General features: G+C 51.4%; 17 protein-coding genes. 8 read left to right on the top strand and 9 right to left on the bottom strand.

Annotated elements, in window-relative coordinates; translation table 11 throughout:
* Positions 1 to 7 precede the first annotated feature (7 nt).
* A complete protein-coding gene (dxs, locus tag SH580_RS04230) occupies positions 8 to 1,912 on the top strand; it encodes a 1-deoxy-D-xylulose-5-phosphate synthase (protein WP_319833770.1) in 1,905 nt (634 codons plus the stop codon).
* A 263-nt stretch (positions 1,913 to 2,175) separates the two neighbouring features.
* Here dxs and SH580_RS04235 read toward each other — a convergent pair whose 3' ends face one another.
* Positions 2,176 to 2,742: an iron-sulfur cluster assembly protein gene (locus tag SH580_RS04235; RefSeq protein ID WP_319833771.1), complete on the bottom strand. Its 567-nt coding sequence runs from the start codon at positions 2,740 to 2,742 to the stop codon at positions 2,176 to 2,178.
* Positions 2,743 to 2,906: 164 nt separating this feature from the next.
* Between SH580_RS04235 and SH580_RS04240 the strand changes: the two genes are divergently transcribed.
* Positions 2,907 to 4,184: a hypothetical protein gene (locus tag SH580_RS04240; protein WP_319833772.1), complete on the top strand. Its 1,278-nt coding sequence runs from the start codon at positions 2,907 to 2,909 to the stop codon at positions 4,182 to 4,184.
* A gap of 51 nt (positions 4,185 to 4,235) precedes the next feature.
* Here SH580_RS04240 and SH580_RS04245 read toward each other — a convergent pair whose 3' ends face one another.
* Positions 4,236 to 4,748, bottom strand: a complete 513-nt coding sequence (locus SH580_RS04245) for a glycine cleavage system transcriptional repressor (RefSeq protein ID WP_319833773.1) — start codon at positions 4,746 to 4,748, stop codon at positions 4,236 to 4,238.
* A 113-nt stretch (positions 4,749 to 4,861) separates the two neighbouring features.
* Positions 4,862 to 5,182, bottom strand: coding sequence for a pyrimidine/purine nucleoside phosphorylase (ppnP, locus tag SH580_RS04250; protein WP_319833774.1), 321 nt, complete (start codon positions 5,180 to 5,182; stop codon positions 4,862 to 4,864).
* 119 nt (positions 5,183 to 5,301) lie between these two features.
* Between ppnP and SH580_RS04255 the strand changes: the two genes are divergently transcribed.
* Positions 5,302 to 6,135, top strand: a complete 834-nt coding sequence (locus tag SH580_RS04255; protein WP_319833775.1) for an NAD(P)-dependent oxidoreductase — start codon at positions 5,302 to 5,304, stop codon at positions 6,133 to 6,135.
* A gap of 25 nt (positions 6,136 to 6,160) precedes the next feature.
* Here the strand turns inward: SH580_RS04255 and hrpB are convergent, their stop codons facing one another.
* Entirely contained in the window at positions 6,161 to 8,716 is a 2,556-nt protein-coding gene (gene hrpB / locus SH580_RS04260; protein ID WP_319833776.1) for an ATP-dependent helicase HrpB, read from the bottom strand.
* Between the two features lie 71 nt (positions 8,717 to 8,787).
* Here hrpB and ilvA point away from each other — a divergent pair, with 71 nt between their 5' ends.
* From ilvA to eno, 3 genes are all read left to right on the top strand, one after another.
* Positions 8,788 to 10,323: a threonine ammonia-lyase, biosynthetic gene (gene ilvA / locus SH580_RS04265; RefSeq protein WP_319833777.1), complete on the top strand. Its 1,536-nt coding sequence runs from the start codon at positions 8,788 to 8,790 to the stop codon at positions 10,321 to 10,323.
* Positions 10,324 to 10,337: 14 nt separating this feature from the next.
* The gene (locus SH580_RS04270) at positions 10,338 to 11,288 is read left to right on the top strand and encodes an AEC family transporter (protein ID WP_319833778.1); all 951 of its coding nucleotides are present in this window, start codon (positions 10,338 to 10,340) and stop codon (positions 11,286 to 11,288) included.
* Positions 11,289 to 11,514: 226 nt separating this feature from the next.
* Entirely contained in the window at positions 11,515 to 12,798 is a 1,284-nt protein-coding gene (gene eno / locus SH580_RS04275) for a phosphopyruvate hydratase (RefSeq protein WP_319833779.1), read from the top strand.
* A 217-nt stretch (positions 12,799 to 13,015) separates the two neighbouring features.
* Here eno and SH580_RS04280 read toward each other — a convergent pair whose 3' ends face one another.
* Together SH580_RS04280 and SH580_RS04285 are read right to left on the bottom strand one after the other, a co-directional pair.
* Complete coding sequence (locus tag SH580_RS04280) at positions 13,016 to 13,708, bottom strand: prepilin-type N-terminal cleavage/methylation domain-containing protein (protein WP_319833780.1); 693 nt, start codon at positions 13,706 to 13,708, stop codon at positions 13,016 to 13,018.
* 23 nt (positions 13,709 to 13,731) lie between these two features.
* Complete coding sequence (locus tag SH580_RS04285) at positions 13,732 to 13,983, bottom strand: hypothetical protein (RefSeq protein WP_319833781.1); 252 nt, start codon at positions 13,981 to 13,983, stop codon at positions 13,732 to 13,734.
* 585 nt (positions 13,984 to 14,568) lie between these two features.
* Here SH580_RS04285 and SH580_RS04290 point away from each other — a divergent pair.
* Positions 14,569 to 18,606: a sugar-binding protein gene (locus tag SH580_RS04290; protein ID WP_319833782.1), complete on the top strand. Its 4,038-nt coding sequence runs from the start codon at positions 14,569 to 14,571 to the stop codon at positions 18,604 to 18,606.
* A gap of 490 nt (positions 18,607 to 19,096) precedes the next feature.
* On the opposite strand, the gene SH580_RS04295 is transcribed toward SH580_RS04290, so the two are convergent.
* Both SH580_RS04295 and SH580_RS04300 read right to left on the bottom strand, forming a co-directional pair.
* Entirely contained in the window at positions 19,097 to 20,005 is a 909-nt protein-coding gene (locus tag SH580_RS04295; protein ID WP_319833783.1) for a PEP-CTERM sorting domain-containing protein, read from the bottom strand.
* Positions 20,002 to 21,036 carry a hypothetical protein gene (locus tag SH580_RS04300; protein ID WP_319833784.1) on the bottom strand — a complete coding sequence of 345 codons (1,035 nt, stop codon included), beginning with the start codon at positions 21,034 to 21,036 and terminating at the stop codon, positions 20,002 to 20,004. Before SH580_RS04300 ends, SH580_RS04295 begins: the two co-directional genes overlap by 4 nt.
* 189 nt (positions 21,037 to 21,225) lie before the next feature.
* Here SH580_RS04300 and SH580_RS04305 point away from each other — a divergent pair, with 189 nt between their 5' ends.
* Entirely contained in the window at positions 21,226 to 22,728 is a 1,503-nt protein-coding gene (locus SH580_RS04305; protein ID WP_319833785.1) for a sialate O-acetylesterase, read from the top strand.
* Between the two features lie 125 nt (positions 22,729 to 22,853).
* Here SH580_RS04305 and SH580_RS04310 read toward each other — a convergent pair whose 3' ends face one another.
* Positions 22,854 to 26,798, bottom strand: a complete 3,945-nt coding sequence (locus SH580_RS04310) for a hypothetical protein (protein ID WP_319833786.1) — start codon at positions 26,796 to 26,798, stop codon at positions 22,854 to 22,856.

Raw genomic sequence — 26,798 nt, forward strand, 5'->3', positions numbered from 1 at the left:
TTTCCTCATGTCCATACTTGAACGGATACAGTCGCCCGCCGACGTCAAAAAACTCGCCCCGGAAGAACTACCGCAACTCGCCCAAGAGATTCGTGAGCGCATCATTCAAACCACTGCCAAAAACGGTGGCCACGTCGGGCCCAATCTGGGAGTCGTGGAACTCACGATCGGTTTGCACCGCGTATTTAATACGCCCACAGACCGCTTCTGCTTCGACGTCGCCCACCAAGGCTACGTCCACAAACTCTTGACTGGCCGCAACGACGAACGCTTCGACCACATACGCACCAGCGATGGCTACAGTGGCTTCCTCTCACGAGTAGAGAGTGAGCACGACGCCTTTGGTGCTGGCCACGCCGGCACCGCACTTTCCGCCGCACTGGGCATGGCGACTGCACGTGATCAACGTGACAGCGATGAGCATGTGGTCGCTCTCTGCGGTGACGCCGCCTTCACCTGCGGCATTACCATGGAGGCGCTCAATAATGTAGCGACGTCCACCAAGCGACTCATTATCATCCTCAACGATAACAAGTGGTCCATCGCTAAAAATGTAGGTGCCCTGCCCCGCTATTTCAACGAGCTCATAACCAACCCGGTATACAACCGCCTCAACGACGACTTTGAGAGCCTACTGCAAAAAATGCCAGGTGGCGACTCACTCATCAAACTGGGCTCCAAGTGGAAACAAGAGACCAAAGACTTTTTTGTCTCCTCCTCGCTATTTGAAAAATTCGGCATTCGCTACATCGGCCCGATCGATGGACACGACCAAAAACAAGTCGAACACTATCTGGATTTCGCTAAAAATGCGGAGCAACCCGTGCTACTGCACGTACTCACGGAGAAAGGCCGCGGTTACGATGTCGCGATTCAAAACCCGGAGCGTTTTCACGGCGCCAGCCCCTTCGATGTCAAAACGGGCAAAGGCACCCCCTCGGCCCCTGGCACACCACCGAAATATCAAGACGTCATGGGCCACACATTGGTCAAACTGGCCAAAGAAGACGCCAATGTCATCGGTATCACAGCTGCCATGCCAGCGGGCACAGGGCTCAACATCCTTGAGAATGCCCTGCCGAAGCAATTTTTCGATGTCGGTATCGCAGAAGAGCACGCCGTACTCTTCGCAGCAGGCATGGCCACCTCCGGCTTTCACCCGGTCTGTGCGATTTACTCCACCTTCCTACAACGCGCTTACGACCAGATCATCCACGATGTCGCTCTGCAAAACTTACCCGTGCTCTTCTGCATGGACCGTGCAGGACTCTCGCCGAACGACGGAGCCACTCACCACGGCCTCTTTGATCTCTCCTACCTGCGCTGTGTGCCCGAAGTCGTCATCATGGCTCCGGCAAATGAAGACGAACTCGCCGATATGATGGCCACTGGCCTCGCCCATCAAGGAGCCGCTTTTATCCGCTATCCTCGCGGCAATGCAATCGGCACCCCGATCAAAGAGACGCCCGTCCCGCTGGAAATCGGCAAAGCGCAACGCCTGCAAAAAGGCAGCGACATCGACATTTGGGCCATCGGTGCAATGGTGGCCGACGCACAGCAACTCGCAGCTCAATTAAGCGAGCACGGCATCCAAGCGGGCGTCGTCAACACGCGCTTCGTCAAACCACTCGACACCGAGCTACTGGCTGAATCCGCACAGAACACGCGCCTGATTGTAACCATGGAAGATCATGTCATTACCGGTGGTCTGGGCACCGCCGTCATGGAAGCACTCCAGGAAGCTTGCTTGCATAACTGCCCCGTCGAACGCATTGCGTGGCCAGACGCCTTTATCGAGCACGGTAGCTCTGTCGCGCAACTACGCGAAGAAAACGGCCTCAGTCCCAACGCAATACTAGAACGCGTCATGGCCAAATACGCCAAACTACACGCGATACAGGAAGTGCCATAACTTATCCTAAATAAATGAGCTGAACCGTTAATTACGTAAATTTTCGTTAATTACAAAGGCACAAACCACTGCTAGTTATGCGCTTAAGAAACAAGAGGTATTTTAATTAATTCCAATTTTAATTCGCCATTTTGGCGACTGACCATATTAACGTAAATTAATGTAAATTAACGGTTTAAGAAGCCGAGCCTTAGCCGACTGCCGAATTTAGGCTTATTGAAAGTCCGCGCAAGCAACTGGTAACCAACCAGCTGCCGCCCCGCTTACTCGAGTCCCAACTTCTGACGACCGGCTTCAGAGATCATATGTGGCGTCCAGGGCGGATCCCATACGATATCGACCTGTGCACTGGACACAGCCGCCAGCGCTTCGATGTTCTTCTTGGCATCTTCAGCAATCACCGGGCCCATGCCACAGCCCTGCGCGGTCAAAGTCATCTTAACATTAACCTCATGCAGCCCCTCCGTGTCAGGATCGCTAATCTGCAAGTCGTAGATCAATCCCAGATCGACGATGTTGACAGGAATCTCTGGATCAAAACAGCCGCGCATCGCATCCCAGACCAACTCTTCACTAAAAGGCTGATCCTCCGAACTCGACTCGCTCGACTGAACCGTCGCATCGAGTTGTGCCTGCGCTTCCGCCCCCAAAGCGTCCCAGTCGCGGCTCGAAAGACGAAAGAGTCCCGAATCCGTACGTATTGTAACGGTGCCGCCAAGTGCCTGAGAAATCACCGCACGCGTTCCCGCAGCGAGCACTTGAGTCTCTCCCGCAGGAATGATGGTGGCTTCGGTATCGCGAACAAGAGTTAATTCTTCGTTAAACTGCATTTACCCAGAGAACACTACAACCACCGCTCATGTCAATCCACAGCGCAGATTAAAGCCGATATCATTTACAAAGCTAACACCCCGAAAAGTGGAATGTACTTGGCAACACACGATTGGTTTTGAAATACTCCGCGTTTTCATCCCTTTCACACCCCCATATCACAATGCTTCGATCCAAAATAAGATCCTGCGCAACGTTATTACTCATTATTGTTGTTACTATTATCCCGGCATTTTCCAATGCTGCAGGCTCGAACAACAATGAGCCCATTGATTTGGGTATCCTGAAACAGAAAGATACTCTGTTACCATTCATGACTGGGCCGCAGAAAATTCAGTATCTGCAACTAGAACGTATAATCGAATCGGCCCATTCTGATTTAAAAAGTGGGCAGTATCTCGCCAACAGCAAACCCTCCAGCTTAGATCCAAATCGCGATCTCAAACCGCTCATAGAACGGGGTGAACGTATGATTGAGAGCGCGCAGCTAAAAATAGAGGACTCACAAAAGAAATTGGTCGCGCTCCTACAAGTCGTTCAAGATCAGCAATCGCAACAAATGAAAGCGGACCTCACGCGCTTCGACTACGACCTCGAATCGGCCAACTACGACGATGCCATCACCGTATTAAGCAAACGGCTCTTAACCACTTGCTGGGAACTGGGCTATGAAACCCTATTCTTCGATGGTGTCTTCATTCAAGACGGCGAAAGCACCCTCCCCTCCAGCGCCGAACTACGCAATAGCACCTATGATCGACTCATCAAAATCGATGGCACCACATTTAGCGTCACGATTCCCATTGATTTAAAGCTAAAAGCAGATTCCACAGGCAAGGCCGCTCACATTTTTGAATTTGAGAACGCTCCCGTCTTTAAAGACGACCAAAAGGCGCTCTTAGTCATCGAAATGATACACCCCAAGGGCTCCAGTTCCGGTCTTCTGTCACTGCGCGCGATCGATCTCGAAACACAACTGATCGTCACGCATCAACTAATTAAAATTAAGGATTCAGCGGAGAAACTCGGCCTGGTCGCCGAAGGTCTGGAGGATACGATCCCCGATCAACTTAAATTACGTGATCCAGCAAACACCTTAGAAACTCTTTCTAACCTCGGTGATCTTTATACATTTATGATCACATCCGAGTTTGAGACTACGGTTACGCACGAATTACTCACCCACACCCTGTTGAAAAATAAAACTCTGCAGATCACCGATAGTAACTTCATCCTGCGCGCCTATGGAAAATCACTCTCTGCGCCAGAAACTTGGAAGGGTCAAAGCAACGCACAATTAACAATTACAGCCGACGAGCAAACCGGCAATTATCAACTCCGCGCTCAAGCAGATAATAGTGACCGCGTCCTCCCCTGTGGCACTCTGCAACTCAACAACAGTAACGCAACCACGCCCACAGAAGAGATCCCATCGATCTGAAGCATCCCCCTTCCTCGGCTCCCAAAGAAAAAAGTTCAGTCCTGCAGAGGCTCAGTCCAAAATCTGAATATCCACCATTACGTCCTGTGCGATCTGCTCCAGACGCGAACGAATGTCGTCGCGATCGATCTCTGCATGACACGCAAGTCGCGCCTTCGCTTCGAACAGCATACCACCGGAACTGGGCGCACTATACGCACGCGTGCTGAGTTCCTCGACATTCACGCCCGCAAGTGCCAACGCCTTAAAGACATCACGCACAATTCCCGGCTGGTCGCTGCCCACGACTTCAAGATCAAACTGCCGCAAGGGCTCCACTGCCGAGCATGTCGTGCCCGCAGCAATCATCACATCGAGATCGCTGATGGTGCGCAAAGCCACTTCGAGCTCTTGCTGATTCTCGCCCGCGACCGTCACTTCCAAGAGGCCCACAAAGCGGCCAGCCAAATGCGCCATCCGGCAGTGCTCCCAGTTGCCACCATGCGCCGCAATCACATCGGCTAATTTCTCAACAAGACCTGCGCGATCCTGACCACTGATCGTTAGAACTAATACGCCATCCATTACTCAGGCATAGCAGTTCTCCTATAAAGCGCAAGCGTGCAAAATAGTGTATACCGAACACAAAAAAATACGACCACGACAGATGCCCGCAGGCATTCCGATGTGAAGGCACTCTACGAAAGGTAGCTGCAGCAATAGTCAGCACCGCCCTCAGCCACCTTCAGGCTAAACTTCGAATTCCCCGGCACATTGAAAGACTGGCCTTCGCTATAAGTATTCCACTCTTCACTGTCCGCCAGCTTCACATCCATAGAGCCCCCCAGCATTTCCATCAGCTCAGGCGCTTCCGTGCCAAACTCATAGTCGCCCGCTTGCATAAAACCAAGGGTCTTCTTAGAGCCATCGGCAAACTGCACAGTGCGACTGGTAACTTGGCCGCCAAAGTAGACATTGGCCTTCTTAATGATAGTGACGTTTTCGAATGTTTCAGACATGCGCCTACTTCTCCGAATAGGAACGAAGCTGTCGATCAAAATTATTCGTTCATGCCAACTAAACGACACGAAATCCGGAGCTAGTTTGACATCTCTCCGAGAGCGGGAATCCTCGACGCATGAAAGAAACAAAAGTTGCCGTCATCGGTCTGGGTATCATTGGTTCAACTTGGGCGAAGCACTACGCCTCCGATCAAGTTCTAACAGCAAGCTGGAACCGCAGCCCCAAGCCCGAACTAAGCCTCAAGCAAACAGACTTAGCGGGCTGCGCCGCAGCGGCAAAATACCTTCAAATTTGCCTCTACGATGCCGACTCTGTGCGTGGCGTATTACAAGAACTACTGCCCCACCTAAATGCAGAACATGTCGTGCTTCAATCGTCCACGATCGACGGCGAGAGCGCAAGTGAGTTCGCTCAAATGGTGCAAGCCACAGGGGCCCGCTACCTGGAGGCGCCCTTTACTGGTAGCAAGCCAGCTGCCGAGCAACGCAAGACAGTCTTCTTTCTAGGTGGTGACGCAGCCTTAGTCGCCGAAGTGGAGCCACTCTTATCAAAACTCTCCAGTCAACGCTTCCACATTGGCACTCCAGCTCAAGCCACAGCCATCAAACTGGCCATGAACCTGCAGATCGCCAGCATCAGCCAAGCTCTTTGCGAAGCGATCACCCTCACCCGCAGCGCAGATGTCAGCGACGACTGTTTCTTCGAAGTCTTGCGAGCCAACGTATCCTGGTCCGGCCTGGCAGAATTAAAAGAACCCAAGCTGCGCCAAGCCGATTACAGCCCTCAATTCTCGATCAAAAACCTCTTCAAAGACATGCGTCTGGCTCAAAAAACAGCCAAACGTAAGCTACCGCAACTGGAGCGCACCTTGCAAACTCTCGCCGCGGCCGAAGCTTCCGGCTTAGGCGAGGAAGACTTTATTTCTATGATCCGATTGCTTGAAGATTAATCGCTAAGCCCCCAGGCGTGATCCCCTAGCGCCATTCGTGCTTCGGGTAGCGCCCCGCTAACTCCTTACGCACATGCGCATAAGCGCCGGTCCAAAAACCATCGAGATCATCCGTTAAATGTGCAGGCCGCTGGTTGGGTGCCAAAAGTTCGACTAATAACGGCACCTGCCCATTTGCCACGCGTAGCTGACTACCGGGCACGTCATAAAAATCCTGCAGCTTGGACGCAATAAACGCACGCCCATCCGCTTCGTAGCGTATACGCGCAGGCCGTTTCCGACGGGGCAAATCCATCTCAGCGGGCGCATAGGTGTCGATATAATACATCTGCTCCGGGCGAATCCACTCCTGAACAGTCTGGAGCACTGGACGATCTTTTATCTCTTTGTAGCTCAGCGCACCGTGACAGATCTGCTCAATCAAGAGTTGACGCGCTTCCTCATCGATCGGTGCGACCTCCGTCTCCGGACAGTGCCGCGCCACAAAATTCACCCGCTGTATCCAGTTCTCCACCACAGCGTCCCAATTCTTTAAATTCAATTTCCCGGCGACAACCTGCGCCGCCAATAGAGCCGCCGCTTGATCATAGTCCGGCTCACCTTGATCTTTCGACTGAAGCACTAAATCTCGAAAACGACGCTCGCGACGACAGACCACCCGACGCGCCGACTCATCATAACTGGTACTGCTGCCTTCGCCAAAATCTTCCGGAAAAAACTCCTCGAGCCAAGCCGACTCCACAGCCGTGGCCAAGCCTAAGAGAACAGTGACATCGCCACGCAATTCGCGCTCCTCAATTTCGGCCGCCACGAAGAGCTCACTCTCCACCACACTTTCACGGCGCAATTCGCCCGCGCGGCCATGCACCATGCGGCAACGCCGCGTGCCGCGGTCATTTCGTAAAGCTAAATGATCTGAAAAAGCCACCAGCAAGCACTTACAAATTCTCTCTTCAAAATCAGGTAACGCACCCGAGCGCGTATCCAAACCCGCCTTCTCAGCCAGTTTCAAAATTTGCTGCGCCACGGCTCCAGCCTGCCGCGCAGCGCCCCCGTGTATGCCCAATGCACCACATGCATGGACGCTAAACTTAGCAGCTTGCGCCAGTTCCCAAGCTCTCAAATGCACAAAGTAGTCTGACCGCGCATCCGCATGATCCTCGATCTGTCGCAATTGCTCACGCCGCACACGGTCTTCCCGTGATACCCGATAGAAGGGCCGTCCTTGGCTCAGGGCCGCAATTAAAGCCACCTCAGGCAATACCCCCAAACGATCCGCCTCAATCAGCAAACGCGCATAACGAGGATGCAAGGGAAAGCCCGACATCTTCCCTCCCAAGCGGGTAATTGAATTCTCAGAATCCAAGGCCCCTAAATCCTTGAGTAAAATATACGCGCGCTGCAAAGCCTTTGCCTCGGGCGCTTCAAACCACGGAAAACCATCTAAATTCTGAATACCCGCCGCAGCCAACATCAACACCGTTTCGGACAAATCGACCCGCTTCACTTCAGCCTCATCGCGCTCCGCGCGCGCCAAATGCTCCGCCTCGCTCCAAAGCCGCAAACAAACGCCCGGCCCCGTGCGACCCGCACGCCCGGCGCGTTGCTCCGCCGAGGCCCGACTGATCGGCTCGACTAAGATCGAATTGATCCCGCGCCGCGCATCGTAACGCGCGATCCGAGCCAAGCCGCCATCGATCACCACTCGCACACCTTCAATTGTGATCGAAGTTTCCGCCACATTAGTCGAAACAATGATCTTAGGGCGGCCACCACTCGCGACCGCACGATCCTGCGCAGCAGGCGGCAACTCACCATGCAAAGGCAACACTTCGTAGGCACGCGACTCTGGCAAGGCTTCAATCGCCTCGATCGTTTTGCGAATTTCAAAAGAGCCAGGCATAAAGACCAGCACATCGCCGCTCACTTGCCCTGCGATCGATTTTTTAAAGGCCACCGCGGCCCGCTCCCAAACTGGAGGCGCCTGCCGTCCCAGCGCCGCGCCCGTATAGCTCACTTCCACCGGATACATGCGCCCCGTCGCCTCGACGCGCGTGCAGGGTGTCAAAAAGTGCTCTAAAGCATCGATGTCCAAGGTTGCCGACATCACCACCAGCTTCAAATCCGGACGCTGCTCCGCCACCGATCGCAAAGCACAGGCCAGACTTAAATCACTGGTTAAATGACGCTCGTGAAACTCATCAAACACCACGGCTCCCACGCCCTTCAGCGTCGGGTCTTCTAAAATCTGTCGCAATAAAATCGCCTCCGTCACGAAGCGTATGCGTGTGCGCGCGCTCACGACGTTTTCAAACCGAATTTGATAGCCCACCTCTTCACCCAGCTTCACAGCTCGCTCGGAAGCGACACGTTTGGCCAACAAGCGTGCCGCCAAACGGCGTGGTTGCAGCACCACGATCTCCCCCTCGATCCCAGAGCGGTCCAACAGAATCTGCGGCACTTGTGTCGATTTACCTGAGCCCGTCGGCGCGGCCAACACGACGCGCCCCGTCCCCGCGATCCCCGCAAGCAGGTCATCGGCGACATCATAGATAGGAAGATTTGAAGGAGATGATTTCATAAATTTGAACAGCCGAACCAAAACCGCTTTCACAGTTGAGCCTGCAGCTAAAACACTGTCAACTCTAGCTCATGAACAGTGAATCACTACAGCGCAGTCTCCGTCAGGAGATACTTTTTGCACGTCGCCGGATCTATGAGGTCGGCGAAGCAACGCCGCTGCATTCGATTATTTTGGAAGATCCGGAGTTAAAAATCTTCGTCAAACGCGAAGACCTCTCCCCCATTCATGCCTACAAATGGCGCGGAGCCTACAATCGCATGGCACAACTGAGCCCCGATGAACTCGCGGGCGGCGTGGTGACCGCATCTGCTGGCAACCACGCCCAAGGCGTGGCTCTAGCCGCACGCAAGCTAGGCAGCCACGCCATCATCTACATGCCACTCTCCACCCCACGCATGAAGCAAGTCGCGGTGCAACGCCACGGCGGCGACTGCGTGACCATCCGCCTACATGGAGACAGCTACGATAGCGCCAGTGCCGCCGCTCACGAATGCGCCGCCAAGGATGGACTCACTTACATCCACGCCTACGACGATTTAGCTGTCATGGCCGGGCAAGGCACGCTGGCCGACGAAATCGTAATGTCCGGCAAGGGCCCCTTCGATGTCGCCTACCTACAAGTGGGCGGCGGAGGCATGGCTGCCGCCACCGCGACTTGGTTGAAAATGAATTTCCCCGAGATTCGTATCATCGGGGTCGAAGGCGTGCACCAAGCCTCGATGGCGGCCGCCGTGCAAGCCGGTAAGCCTATCGCACTGGATCAAGTCGATGTCTTTTGCGATGGCACCGCCGTGCGTAAAGTCGGCACCCTCACGCACCAAATTTGCTCCGATCTCGTCGACGAGTGGATGACGGTGAGCAACGACGAAGTCTCTGCCGCGATCCAATTTCTCTGGGAACAATTGCGCTGCATTCCCGAACCATCGGGCGCAATGGGAGTCGCCGCCATTCTCAAACACCGCCACCAACTGGCTGGAAAACGCGTGCTCAGCGTGCTCTGCGGAGCAAATATGGACTTCGAACAACTGGCCACCATCGCTCGCCGCGCAGCAGTCGGCGCCGCGCGACGGCGCTACCTGAAAATACAGATCCCCGAAAAGGCAGGAGCCATGTATGGCTTACTTAAATCGCTGCCAGAGACCGTAAATATCGTCGACTTTCAATACGGCAAAACAGACGCTGAAATGGCGGGCCCGGTCATCGGCTTCGATCTATCTCCGATGCAATTTACCGTGCTCACCCAAGCACTCAGCGACGGTGGCTATCTCTACAATGAAGTCACCTCCGAGACCGACGTCGATGTCGCCTTCCGCCTCATTCACTACGAGTCAAAACTACTGCGGCACCCGATCTTTATTACACTCGAGTTCCACGAACGCTCAGGAGCACTCGCCGATTTCCTACGAGCCGTAAGCCCCCACTCGAACCTCGCCTACTTCAACTACGTCTATTCCGGCGAACGAGTCGGCCGCGCACTACTTGGATTTGAATTTGAAACACCTGCAGGCTACGACAACTTCGAGCAAGTACTCCAATCCGCCAAGCACGCCTACCGCGCTTATCAACGCGTATCCGAGAGTTCACTCAAACGAATCCTCGGATAGTGGATACCTAGCTCATGTACGACTCTGGTCTCATCTTTACGGCAATCATGCCGATCTTTTTCATTATTACAGCGGGCTACCTCGCCCGGCGACTCGGTTGGCTCAATGAAGCTGCCGATCGCAGTTTAATGACTGTGGTGGTCAACTTACTCTACCCAGCCTTTATCTTCTCCTTGGTGCTGGGCAACGATGCTCTACGCGATCCCGCTAATATCGTACTGCCCCCACTCATCGGCCTCACCTCCATTGTCGCCGCCTTTGGTAGTATCATGCTGCTGGCTCGCAAACTCAAAATCGGCGACCAACGCGAATGCCGCACCTTCGCATTCAGCACAGGCATCTACAACTACGGCTACTTTCCAATACCAATCGTAGCCCTACTGTTTAACCGTGAAACCACGGGCGTGCTACTCGTCTATAACGTAGGAATCGAAATCGCGATGTGGTCCCTGGGCGTCGGTTACATACTATCCGCCAACGATCCGAAGCCTATTTGGCGACGCCTCCTCAGCGGCCCGGTCATCGCGATCCTCATTGCCGTCCCCTTAAACTGGCTACGCATCGATGAGCAACTACCCAATTTCGCATTCGAATCGATCGATCTACTGGGCAAATGCGCGATCCCGCTGGCATTGTTAATCATCGGAGCCACCTTCGCCGATCTGGCCAAAGGCGTACGCATCTTCGAGCGATTACGCATCCCAGTGATCGCAGTCATCATCCGCCTCGGCATCTTTCCAGTAATTCTAATTTTCTTCGCCTTTCTCTTCCCATTCCCGACGGAACTCAAGGCCGTCATGGTCGTACAAGCCGCCATGCCCTGCGGTGTCTTTCCCATCGTACTCGCACGTCAGTTCGACGGCTCGCCCGAAGTCGCGCTCAAAGTCGTACTCGCCACCACCATCGTCAGCTTCGTCACCATTCCATTGTGGATCACATTCGGCATGCGCTTACTCGACTTGTAAAACTCGGCAACTGTGACAGCACTCCAAATACTAATTCACCAGCAACTCTAGATAAGGACAGCTTATCAATAAGTTTGCTTCTCCTAAATCATAAAGATTACTTATCCACGAATCATTGACAGTTTAAGTAGGAGATGCAAAACAACAGGCTTGTTGTCCAATTATTCGGCTGCGCACGCAGGTGGAGGCAACAATAACATCTCACTTAAAAAGAACCGCTTTTACTATGAGCACTATCATCACAGATATCCGCGCCCGCGAAATCATCGATTCACGTGGCAACCCAACAGTCGAAGTCGACGTCGAACTCGAGTCTGGCATCATCGGCCGCGCTGCCGTTCCCTCTGGAGCCAGCACTGGTGAGCATGAAGCAGTTGAGCTTCGTGACGGCGATAAGAGCCGCTACCTCGGTAAGGGCGTTCTTAAAGCTGTCGACAATGTCGACAATGTCATCGCTCCAGAACTCGTCGGCCTCGACGCTTGTGACCAACTCACAATCGACAAAGCCATGCTGGAGCTCGACGGCACAGCCAACAAGAGCAAGCTCGGCGCCAACGCCATGCTCGGTGTCTCACTCGCAGTCGCTCACGCCGCGGCGGATGCACTCGGTCTGCCTCTTTACAAATACATCGGCGGTCCTAACGCCAAGGTACTTCCCGTGCCTATGATGAACGTCATCAACGGTGGCTCTCACTCCGACGCACCGATCGCGTTCCAAGAGTTCATGATTCGCCCCATCGGCGCGAAGACATTCAGCGAAGCCATCCGCATGGGTGCTGAATGTTTCCACAGCCTCAAGAAGGTGCTCCACGATCGCGGCCTCAGCACAGCTGTGGGTGACGAAGGTGGATTCGCACCAACATTCGAAGGCACTGAAGACGCACTCGACACATTGACTAAGGCAGTCGAAGCCGCTGGTTACAAGGTCGGCAGCGACATCACCTTCGCACTGGACTGTGCATCTTCCGAATTCTTCAGCGATGGCGTCTACGACTACACCAAGTTCGAAGGTGAAGGCGGTGCCAAGCGCAACTCCGAAGAGCAAGCCGCTTACCTCAAGGAGCTCACTGAAAAATACCCCATCGATTCCATCGAAGACGGTTGCGACGAAAACGACTGGGACGGCTGGAAAGCCCTCACAGACGCAATCGGCGACAAGGTGCAGCTTGTTGGTGACGACCTTTTCGTCACCAACGTGAAGTTCCTGCAAAAGGGCATCGATCTTGGCGTCGCCAACTCGATCCTCGTGAAGGTCAACCAAATCGGCACACTCACCGAAACCCTCGAAGCCATCGAGCTCGGCAAGGTCCACGGTTACAACTCCGTGATCTCTCACCGTTCCGGCGAGACCGAAGACACTACAATCGCCGACATCGCCGTCGCAACCAACGCAGGTCAAATCAAGACTGGTTCCATGAGCCGCTCCGACCGTATCGCGAAATACAACCAACTGCTTCGCATCGAAGAAGAACTGGGCGACAACGCGATCTACGCCGGCACACTCAAGTAGTCATTGCGAAAAGATTTAATCAAAAGCCCGACGGTCGAAACCGTCGGGCTTTTTTCTGGGTTCATCCTCGATTCGCGGTAACGAGCGGGGCCAATCTTCTCTCAATCAATGACGCCACCAAGTTAACCTAAATTCGGCAGCCGGCTAAGGCTCGACTTCTTAAACCGTTAACTTACATTAACTTACGTAATTAACGGTTCAGCTCATTTATTTAGGGTTAAGGCTGCGCAGCCCATGGCGAAAGCGTATATGCATTTCCTCCTGTTGGAAAATCCTCAGGAGCCCAGGTCTCGACATGTCCATCCATGAATACCAGGTTGGCCTTCCCATTATGTCGAAAACCGGTCCACCTCGCCCCTTCTGAATTCGGCTGGATCAAGAGCACACACTCAGTCGGCTTCTCTGGATGATAAGAATCTGCCAAAAGAACTGTCTTTGCGGGCTCTGTCAGCATCGCAAAAGTGTAGAGTGGCTTCCCTGCTGTTTCATATCCACTGCGAGAACTATTGATTTGAGCATTCATTCCATAGTGCGTGTTCGCACCAGCTTGAACGACTAGATCCGACTCTGGACAACGGAATACTCCTTGAGGTAACTCGCCGTAGGCCGCAGCACCTCCGGCTTTTGATTCAAGATAAGGCATAATCGCTGTGGGCCACAAATAATATTCGTCAGCGTTCCAGTTCTCAGTATCCGAATCCTGACCAAACGCGGGTGCAATGATGCCATGGTGATCCATCGCATACAGATGAAAGCCCAAATGAATTTGCCGTAAGTTCGAGGCGCATTTGGCTTGTCGCCCCGAACTCAAAGTCGAATGTAGCACCGGAATCAGAATATACATCATAAGAGCGCTGACTGCCATAACAGTCAGCAACTCAACTAATGTAAATCCGCGGCATCGTCTCATATCTTCGTCGAAGCTAATTTCGACTACAAGGCGAAGGAAAACCTACTTATCGCAGCGCCAATGCTGAAGGTAGACACACCGTCTAAGCGAAGATTCAGCGTGCCGCTGGCACCGCCATTATCATTGATCGTGATACTGTTCACGGAGCCATGATCCACCCCGATCCATGTGACCGTATCGGCCGATGAGGCGGAAGCCCAAAGGCTCACGACTGCGAGCAAGCTCGCACGCGTAAAAGTTTTATAGATTGAAGCAGGTATAGTTTTTGTGGTCATGGGGTAGATGACGAATGGAGTGGGTTCGGATCAGCGTGTAAACAAGGTGGGGCATGAATGCGCAGCATCAACTCAAACGCTTTCAAGAAAAGTAATTATTTACACTATAACCTAAGAAAATAATAAATATCGAACACTTGCCACCCATTTTTTACTTTTACAGATAAGCAGCTTCTTTCATAGATAATAGCTACCGTAAAAAGGATCTTCCGGTCGAAAAAAAATGAGAAGATAGAAGAAACTTCAGCAAGCAACAGCTAGACGATTGCACGCAGCGACACATATTACTAATCTAAAACCATACAGCATTATCACCGTAAAGATAAGTCAAAATTTACATCTTGACAGCTACAGGAAAGTTACGTTGTGAGTCCCTATCGCTAAGGTCTAAATCGATAATCAATCTGTCTGTGTGTTGATAAAAAAAACGGACATACGCAGGCCCTGATCTCCCAGAACACTGTATCCATAAATACAGACACTTCAAATACATACAAGTCTGTGAATAGTTATTTGTAGCCCACGTAATTGAGTTTCATTTCCAACATTGCTGTTGGATACACAAGATCAACTAAAGTAATTTTTATGTACATAATCAATCGAAGTATCCTATCGGTATCCATCCTCATAGTTAACTATGCATTCATGCCCCTCGGATATGGCATAGGAACAGGCCACAACGACAATCCTCCCCTGCCTGTCATTGAACCTTATCTCGACAACAACAAAGTAGTTGCGGCCGAGCCAACGCTGAGCACTTATGTGCTGCACAATTATCACGAAGACAACACCAATTCAACCTTCGGTGTTTATCGCGCAGGCAATAAAGAGGTGCGAGTGATGACTCTGAAAAAGCGTCCTTCAGATCTGGGTATTTACATTTTCATTAATGATACCGATGTCGGTTTAATTAAACTTTGGGGAAGTAACGAAAACGGCTCTGGCTACCCCTACCAAAGCATTCCAGGAAAACCTGCGCAGCTTGAGTTCGATGTAGAACAGGGGCTTTCAACATTATCGAAATATTATCTCGATTCAAATGGTGTTGAAAAAGAGTTCACCTGCACACTCTCAATACTCGATGATGGTCGCATTGCGATTGACTATGACGACGCAGCTCCATGGCTACTTCTGGTCGATGAATATCGAGACACAAGCATCGCCTTTGAAGAAGAGACACTCTCCCTAGTTCCTCGATCCGATTTGATCGAAAAGACTCAGGTGGATCATAAGGACAGTCATTCAGGTCAATTTACGTACAATGTCGATGAGCCGACAAAGAGCTACTCGATTGATTTTCAAAACCTATCAGGACGGATTTCTGAACGGGTTGTAGTGAACGCCAAAAGCAAAGCGGAGAGCTACTTCCTCGCCTACCATGCTCAACCCAGTGGAACGAAGAAGCGCATCTATATCGATTTTGGGGAAGTTTCAGCCGATCGCGAAAACGCCCCACCTGCGATAGGCGGCATCGATTTCTGGAAACTGGACGCCATGCACGTGCCGGTATCCCCGACCCGTAACATTATGCCGAACCCAAGTTTCGAACAGGGCTTACGCTATTGGAGCTGGGCCACTTACCGGGGCGCATCCTATAATCCTGCGGACAAAAATCAGACTGAAGTCGTGGACGGCGGTTTATTTGGCTCCAAGGCACTGCTCTTTCGTCAGCCTAAAGGCACCGCCAATAGCACAAGCTTTCCCATGGCTCTGGATCAGGGAGCGATGTATACCTTGAGCTTTTATGCTAAAGCCCAAAAGAATGCAGGGTCCTTCAGCATCTTTCCTATCAATGCGGCCAAAGGTGGCACGATGCCCAATTGGTATCCTAAAGATGCTAGCTACTCCGTAACAAATGAGTGGCAACGTTTTTCAAAAACGTTCATTGCCGATGACAAAGGAATATTTCTCGTGCTTCGTGGTGGCTCTGGAGATGCGATTCTACTAGACGGCTTGCAGCTGGAAAAAGGTGAAGAGCCCAGCGAGTTTGTTAGCGCACCGATCGAGGGGTATTTAACTACATCGAATCCAGACAATGACCTCGTCAAAGGCAGTCCGATTGAGGCGCAGATGCGTCTCACAGGAACGCCTGGCACCAGCGGACAGGTCGTGATCACTGCCAAGAATGCATTCCGCGAGACGGTACACAAAGGCACATACACGATGCATATCGGTGAAGACGGCATTCAAAATATCCCTCTCATTTTTGACGCAAAACGTTTCGGCGAAGGTATCTTTGTTGTCCAAGCAGAATATCAGGTCGGGGAACATCCGCCCTACTATGATTACTATCGTCTCTCCATTATGACGCCGCTGGAGAATACCCATGCAACTAAGAATCTCTTTTCAGCCACGGCCGCAGGGCCAGACTTTTTCCGAATTTGGCGCGCAGAAGACGGTGCACGTAAATACCGGGAATGGGGATTTGGATCTGTCGTAAAGCAAATTCCGATCAAAACAGACAGCAGTGACCCAGCTGAAATAGCTGAGCTTGAAATGATGCAGAAGAACCGAATCCAAAACCTGTTCACTGGTATCTATAAACTAAAGAAGCAATACGGCATGGGCGCCTACTACAAGGACTGGAAGGCAATTACACCGGAAGTCGAAAAGCAGATCGAAGAAGATGCCTATAATATGGTCAAGGGTGCACAGCTGGACACCTATCAATACTTCGGATTCGGTAACGAAGAGGAGCTCGGCTACCTCATCAGTAACAAGCTATTTGATGAATACGTCAAAGCCCAACATGCCACTTACCGTGGCGTGAAACGCGCCAATCCGAATGCCCTGGTCGCTCCCACTTCGGGCCCCTCAGGCTATAACATTTTACGTGGATACGATGAAATGGAAGGCTACCTAAAGGCAGCCGAGAAAGCTGGATTCCGATATGATGCGATCGCCATTCATCCCTACTTAAATGGCAACAAAGGCTGGTTGACCAATAACGACCGTGATACAGAAACGGCACGACTGATCGAGCAGATGAAAAGACATGGCTATGGCAAGGATGTGCCCATTCTCTACAATGAAGGGGGCAACATATGCCACATGAACGTGCCACAATGGGCCACGGAAACTAACGACGGCTATCACAGCGGAAAGCTGTCCTATGACTTCAGTAATAAAGAAATCATGCAGGCAGCGACCTACGCCAGACAGTTCATCATTGATCTAAAATACTGGCCGCAGGTGCAACAGTCCAACATTTGGACCTCCCCCGTTTACTTTGACCAATATCTCACGCCACTATTGCTGGCCAAAGCGGTCAATACTCTGGGCCATCACATGGGCTATGTTGAGTTTCAAGAGGACATCAAGCCGTATGCAGGCATCCGTGGCTATGCCTTCAAGCTCGAAGACGGAAGCGGACTCGCACCGATTTGGTGCGTCGATGCCGCTATAGAACAAGGCTATAAGAAAGGACCGGAAATACGGGTCAAGTTCACTCAGGAGGTCAGCTTTATCGACATGATGGGGAACCAACGAGCCGCCCAGCCAGATCCAGATGGCTATACCACTCTCCCGCTCACTCCAATGCCTCTATTGATCAAAGCCCAAGATGTGGATGCACTCGCCGACTCCCTCTTGCACTGTCAGTTGGCTGATGCCCAAAGTATGATTGCCACCGTGATTGCCCCGGATAATGACGGGAGTCACACGATCACGGTCGAGAACCAGACCAGCCTGCCGCAAGCGGGCAAGATCAAGATCGACGGCCACGAAATCCCCTACGAACTCGCTGGCAATGCAAAGCAAAGCTATCGCGTCGACAACAGTTCTATGGGCAACCAGTCTGGAACGCTCTATGAGTATGCAACGCAGTACTCGATTGTCCCAGAAAAGGGTGATGTGTTTACCAAGGATTGGGAGATGGATTATTTTTATGTCCCCTACTCAGCAACCACACCCGACTGGGACGCCATTCCAGCCATCCCGCTACCATCCAAATATAATCCAATTCGCCTCAAAAGAGTGATCGACGAAGAAACGGGGCGGCAAAGAGACATCAAAGTAAAAACCGATGACAAGGGTGCGCTTGATGTATCAGCAAAATTCAAGATGGCCTGGGATGAAAACCAGCTCTATATCCGGGTCGAAGTCACGGATGATCACTATGTTCGCTACCCTGAAGTCTGGGAGATCGCCACTGCAGCTAAAGCACTATATAAACATGATGGTAGCCTTGAGGTGTATTTTGACTGTGGTGCCAATGGCCGCATCAACTTAAACAATAGTTATGATACTGACGACTACCGCTTTGATTTTTCAGTCAACCCGGATTACCAAAATGGTCGCGGCATGGTCTATCGTTTGCAGCAAGTCGATCATCAACTAGCAGGCGGCGTGGACATGCCCAGCAAAGACGAAGCGGCCGACAATGTAGGCTGTGAGTTTCAATTCACCGAGACCGGCTATACTTACACCCTGACCTTCCAACAGCGCTATATCGAGCCTTTGTGGCTACAAGAAGGCGTGATCGCTGGCTTCAGTCTCTTCGTGCATGATCGTGATAATCCAGACGATCGTCTGGATAGCAAGGGCCTCAGCCTCTCGACGAAAGATGGGGAACACCCACAAGGTCAAGCCAAGCTGTGGCCATTGATGATCCTCAAAAAATAAGCCAGCCCAGCGAAAGTGATCTCAATCTTTTGATAGGTTCTGCAATTCAGAGTATCCGTCCCCCGATAGTTATGACTGAGTCGCTGGCTTAACGACATGCCAGCGATGATTCATCCGCTGCGACTCCAGCACTGGTAGCAACTGACATAAACTAAAGCCCGTCCCAGATCAGTGGCTTTTCTGCCAGTTTCGGGAGAAGGTTTCTGCAAACAACTGAGCTGTCCGATTTTGTTCGCGGCTGTCCTTTAAGCTACAGGAAGTAACACTCCCGAGTGAAATTGAATATCCTTGGAGTGTTTGTTCTGTCGGCGCTCCGAGGGCTTACTCGCGACGACACAGGAGTGCTTTGGGTGGAAGCAGAGCTAAATTCTGCACACACACGTAAAGCTAGCCAGTATGGCCACTTGGCGAAATCAATTAAAGAAAAACAGGGGCATCGCTGTAGACTGGGTAATTGAGTCACGAATGAACATGCCCACGCCCAGAAGAACTAGCGACGGCGACGCATCAATAAAGTCGCAGAAAAGACACCGCAGACCAAGGCAAACATGCTTGGTTCGGGGACGATCGTGTAAGTTAAATCAATCGAGCCTGTGCCGCTGTTAAAGTCCAGCAACCCAGAGTCGATGCCCTCTCCCAGATTTAACACTAAGCCACTGGTCAAACCGCTGCCGACCATCGTGCTCCCCGAATCACTAAAGAACTTGAAAAGACTGACCGTGTATTCACCTGCGCTCTCTGAACCACTCAAGCTCACGTTAATTGTGTTATCAGCCAACACGAGATCGCCGAACTCATAGTTCAAAAAGTGAATCTGGTCGGGCGTGCCACCCGAGGCATCCAACTCGAAGTTGAAAACTGATCCCGAATCCGCAGCCAATACGGTTCCCGTGGTCGCGCCGCCGTCAAATACCAGTGTTCCAATACTGGCTCCGGGCGCGATGACAGAACCGCTCTCGGCAGTCACCGCATTGGCCCCCACCGTGGCAATGGTTCCGAAACCGCCCAGAGTGCTCCCCGACTCAACTGTAAGGGCCCCGAAGCCAGTCCCTGAGCCGCTAGTATTATTCACCAATAAGGTGCTACTGTTCGAGACCGTGGTGCCACCGGCATAAGTATTATCACCTGTGAGGACAACTTTACCGCCACCATCAATCACCACGGTGGCATACTTATCCGTCGGGCCATATTGCTCTTGAATCACGCCACTAAAGGTACTGACACCTCCAGCTTCTGCAGACAAATGCACCGCAGCGACATGAATATTCACGTTACTGCTATTCTCTAAAATAATATCTCCAGAGAACTCAACAGCACCCGTTCCGCTTAGACCAATATAGGATTTTTGACTGATACCAGCTGAGTTAGAATTCGCAGTAACCTTAATATCAGCACTCACATCGTGCGTATCAGTTGCCAATAGGTGACTGCTACGTTCATTAGCAGAGTTTGAATTATTCTCCCCCAGTTTGACATACAGGCCGTTATTCTCTCCGAAGGCATGATCGTTTTCCAGAATGACTTTTGCGCCACGAATGTTAAACGCCCCGTCATTGGCCGATGTCGCGCAAAAGTCTTCGCAGAGGTCAGCCCAGAATTATCCCCCGTAAATCGCAACGGATGCGGCTCACTACCGCCATTATACAAGTCAATTGACTCGCCCAAGTCGCTCGTCGAAGAAATGTTTCCACCAAAAACGATCTCAGCGTTAATATTCGCAGGAAAAGTATAGCGCCCCGTACCAACGTCCTCGAGTATGATATCATTGGCAAGTGTGCCATAACCAGCGTGCGTAAAATAGAATCCCACAGTGGTCGAATTTCGGAGGGTGATCGTCTGACTGCCGAGTGGATTGTTGCCGAGTAAGCCTTGAAAATTAACACTGCCTCCATCTTTAGTGAAAGAGCCACTCCAGCCAGATGTATCCGTCGTTCCAGCCACGATTAAAGTACTATTTCCAGTCATGGTCACATTACCGGTTCCAGTCAAATCACTGGTGAGATAGATACGCCCATTGTTACCAGATCCTGCAGTCGACCATGTCTGATCCGCATCGAGGTCCAGCGTCAGATTGCTACCAAAGGTAGTGGTGCCTGCAGTTTTGTTACTTACTAGCCCAGCCGATCCCAAGGTCAGAATCGAACCGCCTGAAGCGTCAATCGTAATCGTTCCCGCCCCATCGTCCATCGTCAGACCTGAAATCGACCAATTGGCATCCACGGTACTGGTGCCCGTCATCGATCCGTTAAACGTGATATTTTGCGTGCCATCATTGCTAGGCAAGACTGGATCCGTGCTCCAATTGGCGGTATCACTCCAAACACCGCCATCGGTGTCGGTCCATGTGGCATCTGCCAATAAAGATAAGGGTACACCAGCAACTGAAAGTGCTAGCATTGCAGGTAAGGTAATAGGGGGTAAGGATTTCATACGGATAAGTGAATGAATAAGGAAAAGAAGAGAAACTGAGCTTAGCATATTTTTCACAATAACATTGAAATGCAAACATTTAATTCGACTTTGAATTAGGAAGACCAGAATACTTTAGCTAATCACTGAATCATCCCAATAACCCCATTTCAAATGATTGCACTTAGGCATATCTGTTACCTCCTATTCATGCTGGCATTGGCAACTCACGCACTAAGGGCTGAAGTCTCGCTCCCATCGATTTTTACCGACCATATGGTCTTGCAACGCAATTTGGCCAACCCCGTCTGGGGCAAAGCAACTCCTGGTGAGAACGTCAGTGTCCGCATCGATGGGCAGATACATCAAACGCAAGCAGATGCCAATGGAAAATGGACAGTCAAACTAGACCCGATGAACGCGGGAGGACCTTTTACCTTAAACATCGAAGGTAACAATACTGTCACCATTCAAGACGTTTTGATTGGTGAAGTTTGGGTCTGTTCCGGCCAGTCCAATATGGAATGGCCTCTGGGGCGCAGTAACGACAGCCAGCTAGAAGCTAAATCGGCCAACTACCCGAAGATTCGATTTATCACGATTCCACGCAATGGCACGCAGGAACCACAAGATGACTTTGAAGGCGCTTGGGAGATCTGTTCGCCAAAGACAGTCAAAGAGTTCTCCGCGATCGGCTACTATTTCGGATGGCGCCTACTACAAGTTCTGGATGTTCCAATCGGCTTGATTGATAACTCATGGGGCGGCTCCATGATTGAGTCATGGGTTCCACGTGAAGACCTACAAGGTGACCCAGAGCTTGAAGCGGTGCTCACCAAATGGGACAAGCGGATGGAAGGCTATACGGACGAAACCTATCAGCAGGCACTAGCCGACTATGAAGTCGCCAAAGCCGCATTCATCGCTGGCGGAAAAATCGGCAATTGGCCGCACCGCCCCAGCAACCTCGCGCGCGGACAGATGCGCCCTGCCAATATTTACAATGGTGGCGTATATCCAATCATCGGATACGGCATAAAGGGCATGCTCTGGTATCAGGGGGAATCCAACGCGGGCGAGCCTGATCGCTATCTCAAGATCTTCCCTCGCATGCTCAAGACCTACCGAGAACAATGGGATCAAGGTGACTTCCCTTGTTACTGGGTACAACTAGCCGACTATAAAGCGGAACACGACGATCCGAACAAACGGAGCTATTGGGCCGAAATGCGCGAAGTGCAAACAGCCTTCATGGATCGTGTGCCCAATGGTGGGCAAGCCGTCATTATCGACGTGGGCGAAGGCCGCGACATCCACCCTCGCAATAAGCGTGTGCCTGCCGACCGACTCGCCCGCTGGGCACTCGCCAAGCAATATGGCGTCGACCTCGAATATCGCAGCCCGGAATATGAATCGATGGAGATCGTGGACAATAAAGCCATCCTCAGCTTCAAACATGTGAGACAACTCTATACCTTTGATATCAAAGAGCCCATTGGTTTCACAATTGCAGGCGAGGATGGGCAGTTCGTTTGGGCGAAAGCCAAGCTAGTGGGCGCAAAGCAAATTGAAGTGTGGAGCGATGCGGTGCCCCACCCGACCCAAGTGCGCTACGGATGGGCAACGAATCCAAAGGTCAATGTGTACAGCTACAATGGCCTACCGCTGACCCCATTCCGCACGGACACTCCAGCATACCTGCAGGATCAATAAAAGACACTTCCCAGAAACACCGAAGCTTGAAATGGCACCTCTATTGATAGTGGTGAAGCTCGTTCGTATCGATATATAATTTTCTTTGTTCTACTAAAATGACGAGTAGTCGTGTGCGTGAACAGCTATTTAAGAATCATGATCGGCCATAAGTCCGGTCGCTCGTTGCAGGACGTATTATCTTCAATACTAAGTGACAGCCCGCCTTTGAATTGATTCCCCTCCGCCCGATCCTGAAGGAACAGGGCAAAACCGGATCGGGCGCCCGACTCGAGCGAGAGTGGTAAAACATACGTTTGCGGAAAGATAATCACATAGCCGAACTCATTGCCGTTACGATAAAACTGACTAGGGATACCGCCGTTGCGGACATCTTCAGCCTTCGGCATTTCCGTGCCATTCGCAAACTCGGTAAAGACTTCCTGCATGCGGTAAACCGATGCCGTCCCTGATAGAGCCTGGCCGTCCGCCGCATAGAAGTCGTAACGGTAGTCATTATTATCGTAGCCCTCAGACTTCCAAGGTAAACCCGCATCGGCGAAGGTATCGAAATAGACCTCTAAAGCTCCATCATTTCGATACAGCTGACGCTCCCGAGCTGGATTGGCCAACCAGCCCGCTTCATTCACGACGAACTCTGCATCATGACAAGAAACACGCAGATAGATATTGTCCTCGTCCCAAGCCATTTGGTACTGAGCCTTTGGCAGTGATTCGGAATCATCCATTAAGTGCGGCGCATGCACGAAGTAGTTATCCAAGTCGATGTGAGGAATGGTCTCCCACTGTTTATCGCGGTAATCGAGTGGGAGTGGCGCATCCACTTTTGGAATATAAAAATACTCCAAATTCGTTTCTTTCTCTTCGGTATAACCACTCGACAAATCAATCTGAACCGAATGATTCCAACGATGCATTGCGCCGGTGGCATGGTTCAAATCGCCATCAACTAAAATGCTTTTGCTGGCATAAGGACTTAAAGAAAAATCAATCGATTGGTTCGAGCGAGTAATCTGCCCGGCAACAGCTTGATTCGTATTATTCACCAAATCAGCTCCCACACCAGCAAGGTTCGGCAGTATTTTGACTTCGATTAAAGTGCTCGAACCAAGCACGACAGCATCATTCAACAACGTGACCAAGGCGTCCACGGCCCCGTGCTCAGTCTGCAGGTAGAGCGGCGCAGGACTCAGTGGAATTTCAAGCATCTCTCCTTCGCCCACATCCAAAACATTGCCCATCAGGTCGATCACTTTTAGATCCAAGCCCTTCACCTTCAGTTGCAATGATGGACCGTGCTTAAAGCCATTTTCGACTTTATATGAAGGACTCCAAATCGCAGCCGTCCCCTGCCCATTTGCATCCTTAAACACCATCCCCTTGATATCGGAAGTGGGCGCAAAATCTTCGACAAACTCAGGCTCTGGAAACAAGTGCCCGAGGGTGTTGACTGCGCCACAAAACATGAGCGGAGAAAAATAATAATCAATGAACTGACGTGTATTCCAAATGTGCATATTCTCCACTCGTGGCCAATATTTCAAAGCGATCAGATAGAGTCTGGCCGCACGGGCCGCACTTAGGAACTCGTTCCAACTGGAATCATATGTCGGACGCCCACTCAGCGAATACCATTGGTCATATTTCTCCCATTCTGGGACGTAGATGGGGCTACTGGTTGACGTTTCATTGACAAGCAATCGTGTCTTGCCACCCGGTTGATATGTATCGTCCAAATGAATCAGGTCCTGAATCGCCTCGTCGGTTTTATCAAATAGTCCATAAGGGTGAATTGCCAGCCCCTCCCAGGTAACGCCCAGTTTTTGACTGGCCTGCAACAAGCCCTCCATCTGCGGATATCCACGGGTTCGCGAAAATCCAGAGGTACCTCCAAAGGGTATAAAACTAGCCGCGGGGTTCGCCTTTTTCACGCCCCGACGCGCCGCTAGCATCATCTGGGCAAACGTCTCATAATCTCCCTTTTTAACCGTTTTAAATTTAATTTCAGCTTCTTTCGTGTAGGCCCAGATATCGCCGTAGCGGACGGGGTCCACCACCGACTCGTATGAGATATCTTCAATCAACTGGGCTTGTTCCGCACTCATGCGGTCCCACTCATAGGGCTCTTTAGATTGCTTGTAACGATCTCTGCCCAATCGACTGGTGCTACTGATATTAGTCATCCGCCCGAGTTTATATTTCTCGTGAAACTCCGGCCCCATCACATAGGCGAGCGAGTAGATCGAACCGATGCCCCACTTTTGGAAATAGGCCCCTAATTCATTGGCTCGTGTCGTTTTAGCGCCGTCGTATTGAGCGCCAAACAAATCCTTGGTAGGATGTGTATTATCCAAAGCATCGATAATCGAGAAACGATAGTAATCAGAATAATACAATTCGCCCTGCAAAAAGTAATCGGCCTTCAGCACAAAAACACCCTTACCGATCTGGGAAGCTTCAAGAGATAAGGGAAACACTGTGCGCGCGTCAGCCGCCTCCAGATCAAAAGCATGCTGTTGCTCAAAAACGGTGTCGCCATAGTAATCAAGCACCGTTAACGCGACCTCACCGGATGTATGCGCTTCACCTAGAAGCTCAAATTTCAAGTCATAGTCTGTTCCATACTCGAGGGAATTATCAAAATCCGAACTGAGCAATCGGCCCTCTACATCAGGACTCACAAAATCGTGAACCGTCTCCCCTGCTTCCAACTGAAGACCATCTAAATAGAAGCCAGGCGCATTGGCCTGAAGCAGTATTCGAATCGCGGGCAACTCTGCTTTAAAATGAATGACTGAACGCTGCCAAGTATCACTAGCTGGAACCCTTTCCGAAATCACAAAATCACTCCAGCCCTTACCTGGTAAGTTATTAATACTGAAGACGGGCGTCACACTCACCTCAGCTGAACTCCCCTTGTGATAGAAGCTAAGTGTGTATTCCTGCCCTGGAACAGTCGTCACAGGGAAAGTCTCGATGGGCACTGCGCCAAAGGTATTGTTCACCTTTAAACTATGCTGACCGAACAAAGCATCTGGCACGATTTCGTAGCAGCGCGGTGCCTCTGGGTCTTCCTCAAAAAACGGGCCGCCCCCGCGTGCGCGCCAATTCCAATAGCGCAGCCCCTGTTCAAAACTGGGATTGGGCAACAGATTATAAGTCGGCTGCACAGGGACACGCATGCGATCGGACTGCCAGTACATGGCATGTGTCATCGGTGGCACTGCTTCGCTGGTCGGCACTGCAGGAATCTCACCAATATCCAACTCTAGTTCCAAGCTGTTGCCTGTGGATGTTCCCGCAGCAGAGAGCGACATCGTCGAGTTGAGCGGTGCATTCCAAATCGTCTGGAAGGTTCGCACCGAAACCTCAGGAGCAAACGTCACCGTGGCCTCGGCTGTTTCTCCCTCTGGATAGAAGGCAATCTCACCTCCGATGCTATGCTCCAGCTCATTTCGACACCAGGTCAACGCGGCCTGTCCCGCCTTCATCTCCTTCGGAGACTTCAAGGGAATCCAATCGCCATTGATGCTAACATGACTCGTCTCGGTATAATCGAATGACTTTCTGCAAGAGACCGACAGTTGAGCTTCCTGGTCATCAGTTAAATGTGTCCATATAAAACGCACGGTCCCATCAGCCGTATTTTGCAGTACACATTCGACAGTAGGCGCTGCATCTTCCGTTCGTCGCGTCCTCACGACCATAGAATCTCCGTCCTCATCAGCCTCGATAAATCCCGCATCCGCATGGATCTGACTCAAAACCAGCATCGGATGTTCTTTGTCATACTCGTCGTTGTATACGTTAAACTCACAACGTCCTGAGCGCAGCACAACCGTGATTCGCTTGGTCGCGGCAGAGAGCAATAGCACTTCTTCATCACTCAAAGTTTGTCGCTCCGTGGATACCAACGACAGCGTAGCGTCTCCCGCTTGCATCACTTTAAAAGGCGGTGCCACCTGAGGAATGCCACGAGCATCACGTGGCGCAGCGTTTAGCTCTTGTTCCTGACAAGCCAACACAAGCAGGTTAGTTAGCAGGAGTAGAAATATGGAAACTGGCTTCAT

This window comes from Coraliomargarita algicola, assembly GCF_033878955.1.
Lineage (GTDB): Bacteria > Verrucomicrobiota > Verrucomicrobiia > Opitutales > Coraliomargaritaceae > Thalassobacterium > Thalassobacterium algicola.

Excerpts from the sequence above, each read along its gene's own strand:
- SH580_RS04305 (WP_319833785.1), top strand. The coding sequence starts at position 21,226 with ATGCTGGCATTGGCAACTCACGCACTAAGGGCTGAAGTCTCGCTCCCA.
- SH580_RS04245 (WP_319833773.1), bottom strand. The coding sequence starts at position 4,748 with ATGGATGGCGTATTAGTTCTAACGATCAGTGGTCAGGATCGCGCAGGT.
- SH580_RS04310 (WP_319833786.1), bottom strand. The coding sequence starts at position 26,798 with ATGAAGCCAGTTTCCATATTTCTACTCCTGCTAACTAACCTGCTTGTG.
- ppnP (WP_319833774.1), bottom strand. The coding sequence starts at position 5,182 with ATGTCTGAAACATTCGAAAACGTCACTATCATTAAGAAGGCCAATGTC.
- hrpB (WP_319833776.1), bottom strand. The coding sequence starts at position 8,716 with ATGAAATCATCTCCTTCAAATCTTCCTATCTATGATGTCGCCGATGAC.
- ilvA (WP_319833777.1), top strand. The coding sequence starts at position 8,788 with ATGAACAGTGAATCACTACAGCGCAGTCTCCGTCAGGAGATACTTTTT.
- SH580_RS04300 (WP_319833784.1), bottom strand. The coding sequence starts at position 21,036 with ATGAAATCCTTACCCCCTATTACCTTACCTGCAATGCTAGCACTTTCA.
- dxs (WP_319833770.1), top strand. The coding sequence starts at position 8 with ATGTCCATACTTGAACGGATACAGTCGCCCGCCGACGTCAAAAAACTC.
- SH580_RS04235 (WP_319833771.1), bottom strand. The coding sequence starts at position 2,742 with ATGCAGTTTAACGAAGAATTAACTCTTGTTCGCGATACCGAAGCCACC.
- SH580_RS04240 (WP_319833772.1), top strand. The coding sequence starts at position 2,907 with ATGCTTCGATCCAAAATAAGATCCTGCGCAACGTTATTACTCATTATT.
- SH580_RS04255 (WP_319833775.1), top strand. The coding sequence starts at position 5,302 with ATGAAAGAAACAAAAGTTGCCGTCATCGGTCTGGGTATCATTGGTTCA.
- SH580_RS04270 (WP_319833778.1), top strand. The coding sequence starts at position 10,338 with ATGTACGACTCTGGTCTCATCTTTACGGCAATCATGCCGATCTTTTTC.
- eno (WP_319833779.1), top strand. The coding sequence starts at position 11,515 with ATGAGCACTATCATCACAGATATCCGCGCCCGCGAAATCATCGATTCA.
- SH580_RS04280 (WP_319833780.1), bottom strand. The coding sequence starts at position 13,708 with ATGAGACGATGCCGCGGATTTACATTAGTTGAGTTGCTGACTGTTATG.
- SH580_RS04290 (WP_319833782.1), top strand. The coding sequence starts at position 14,569 with ATGTACATAATCAATCGAAGTATCCTATCGGTATCCATCCTCATAGTT.
- SH580_RS04285 (WP_319833781.1), bottom strand. The coding sequence starts at position 13,983 with ATGACCACAAAAACTATACCTGCTTCAATCTATAAAACTTTTACGCGT.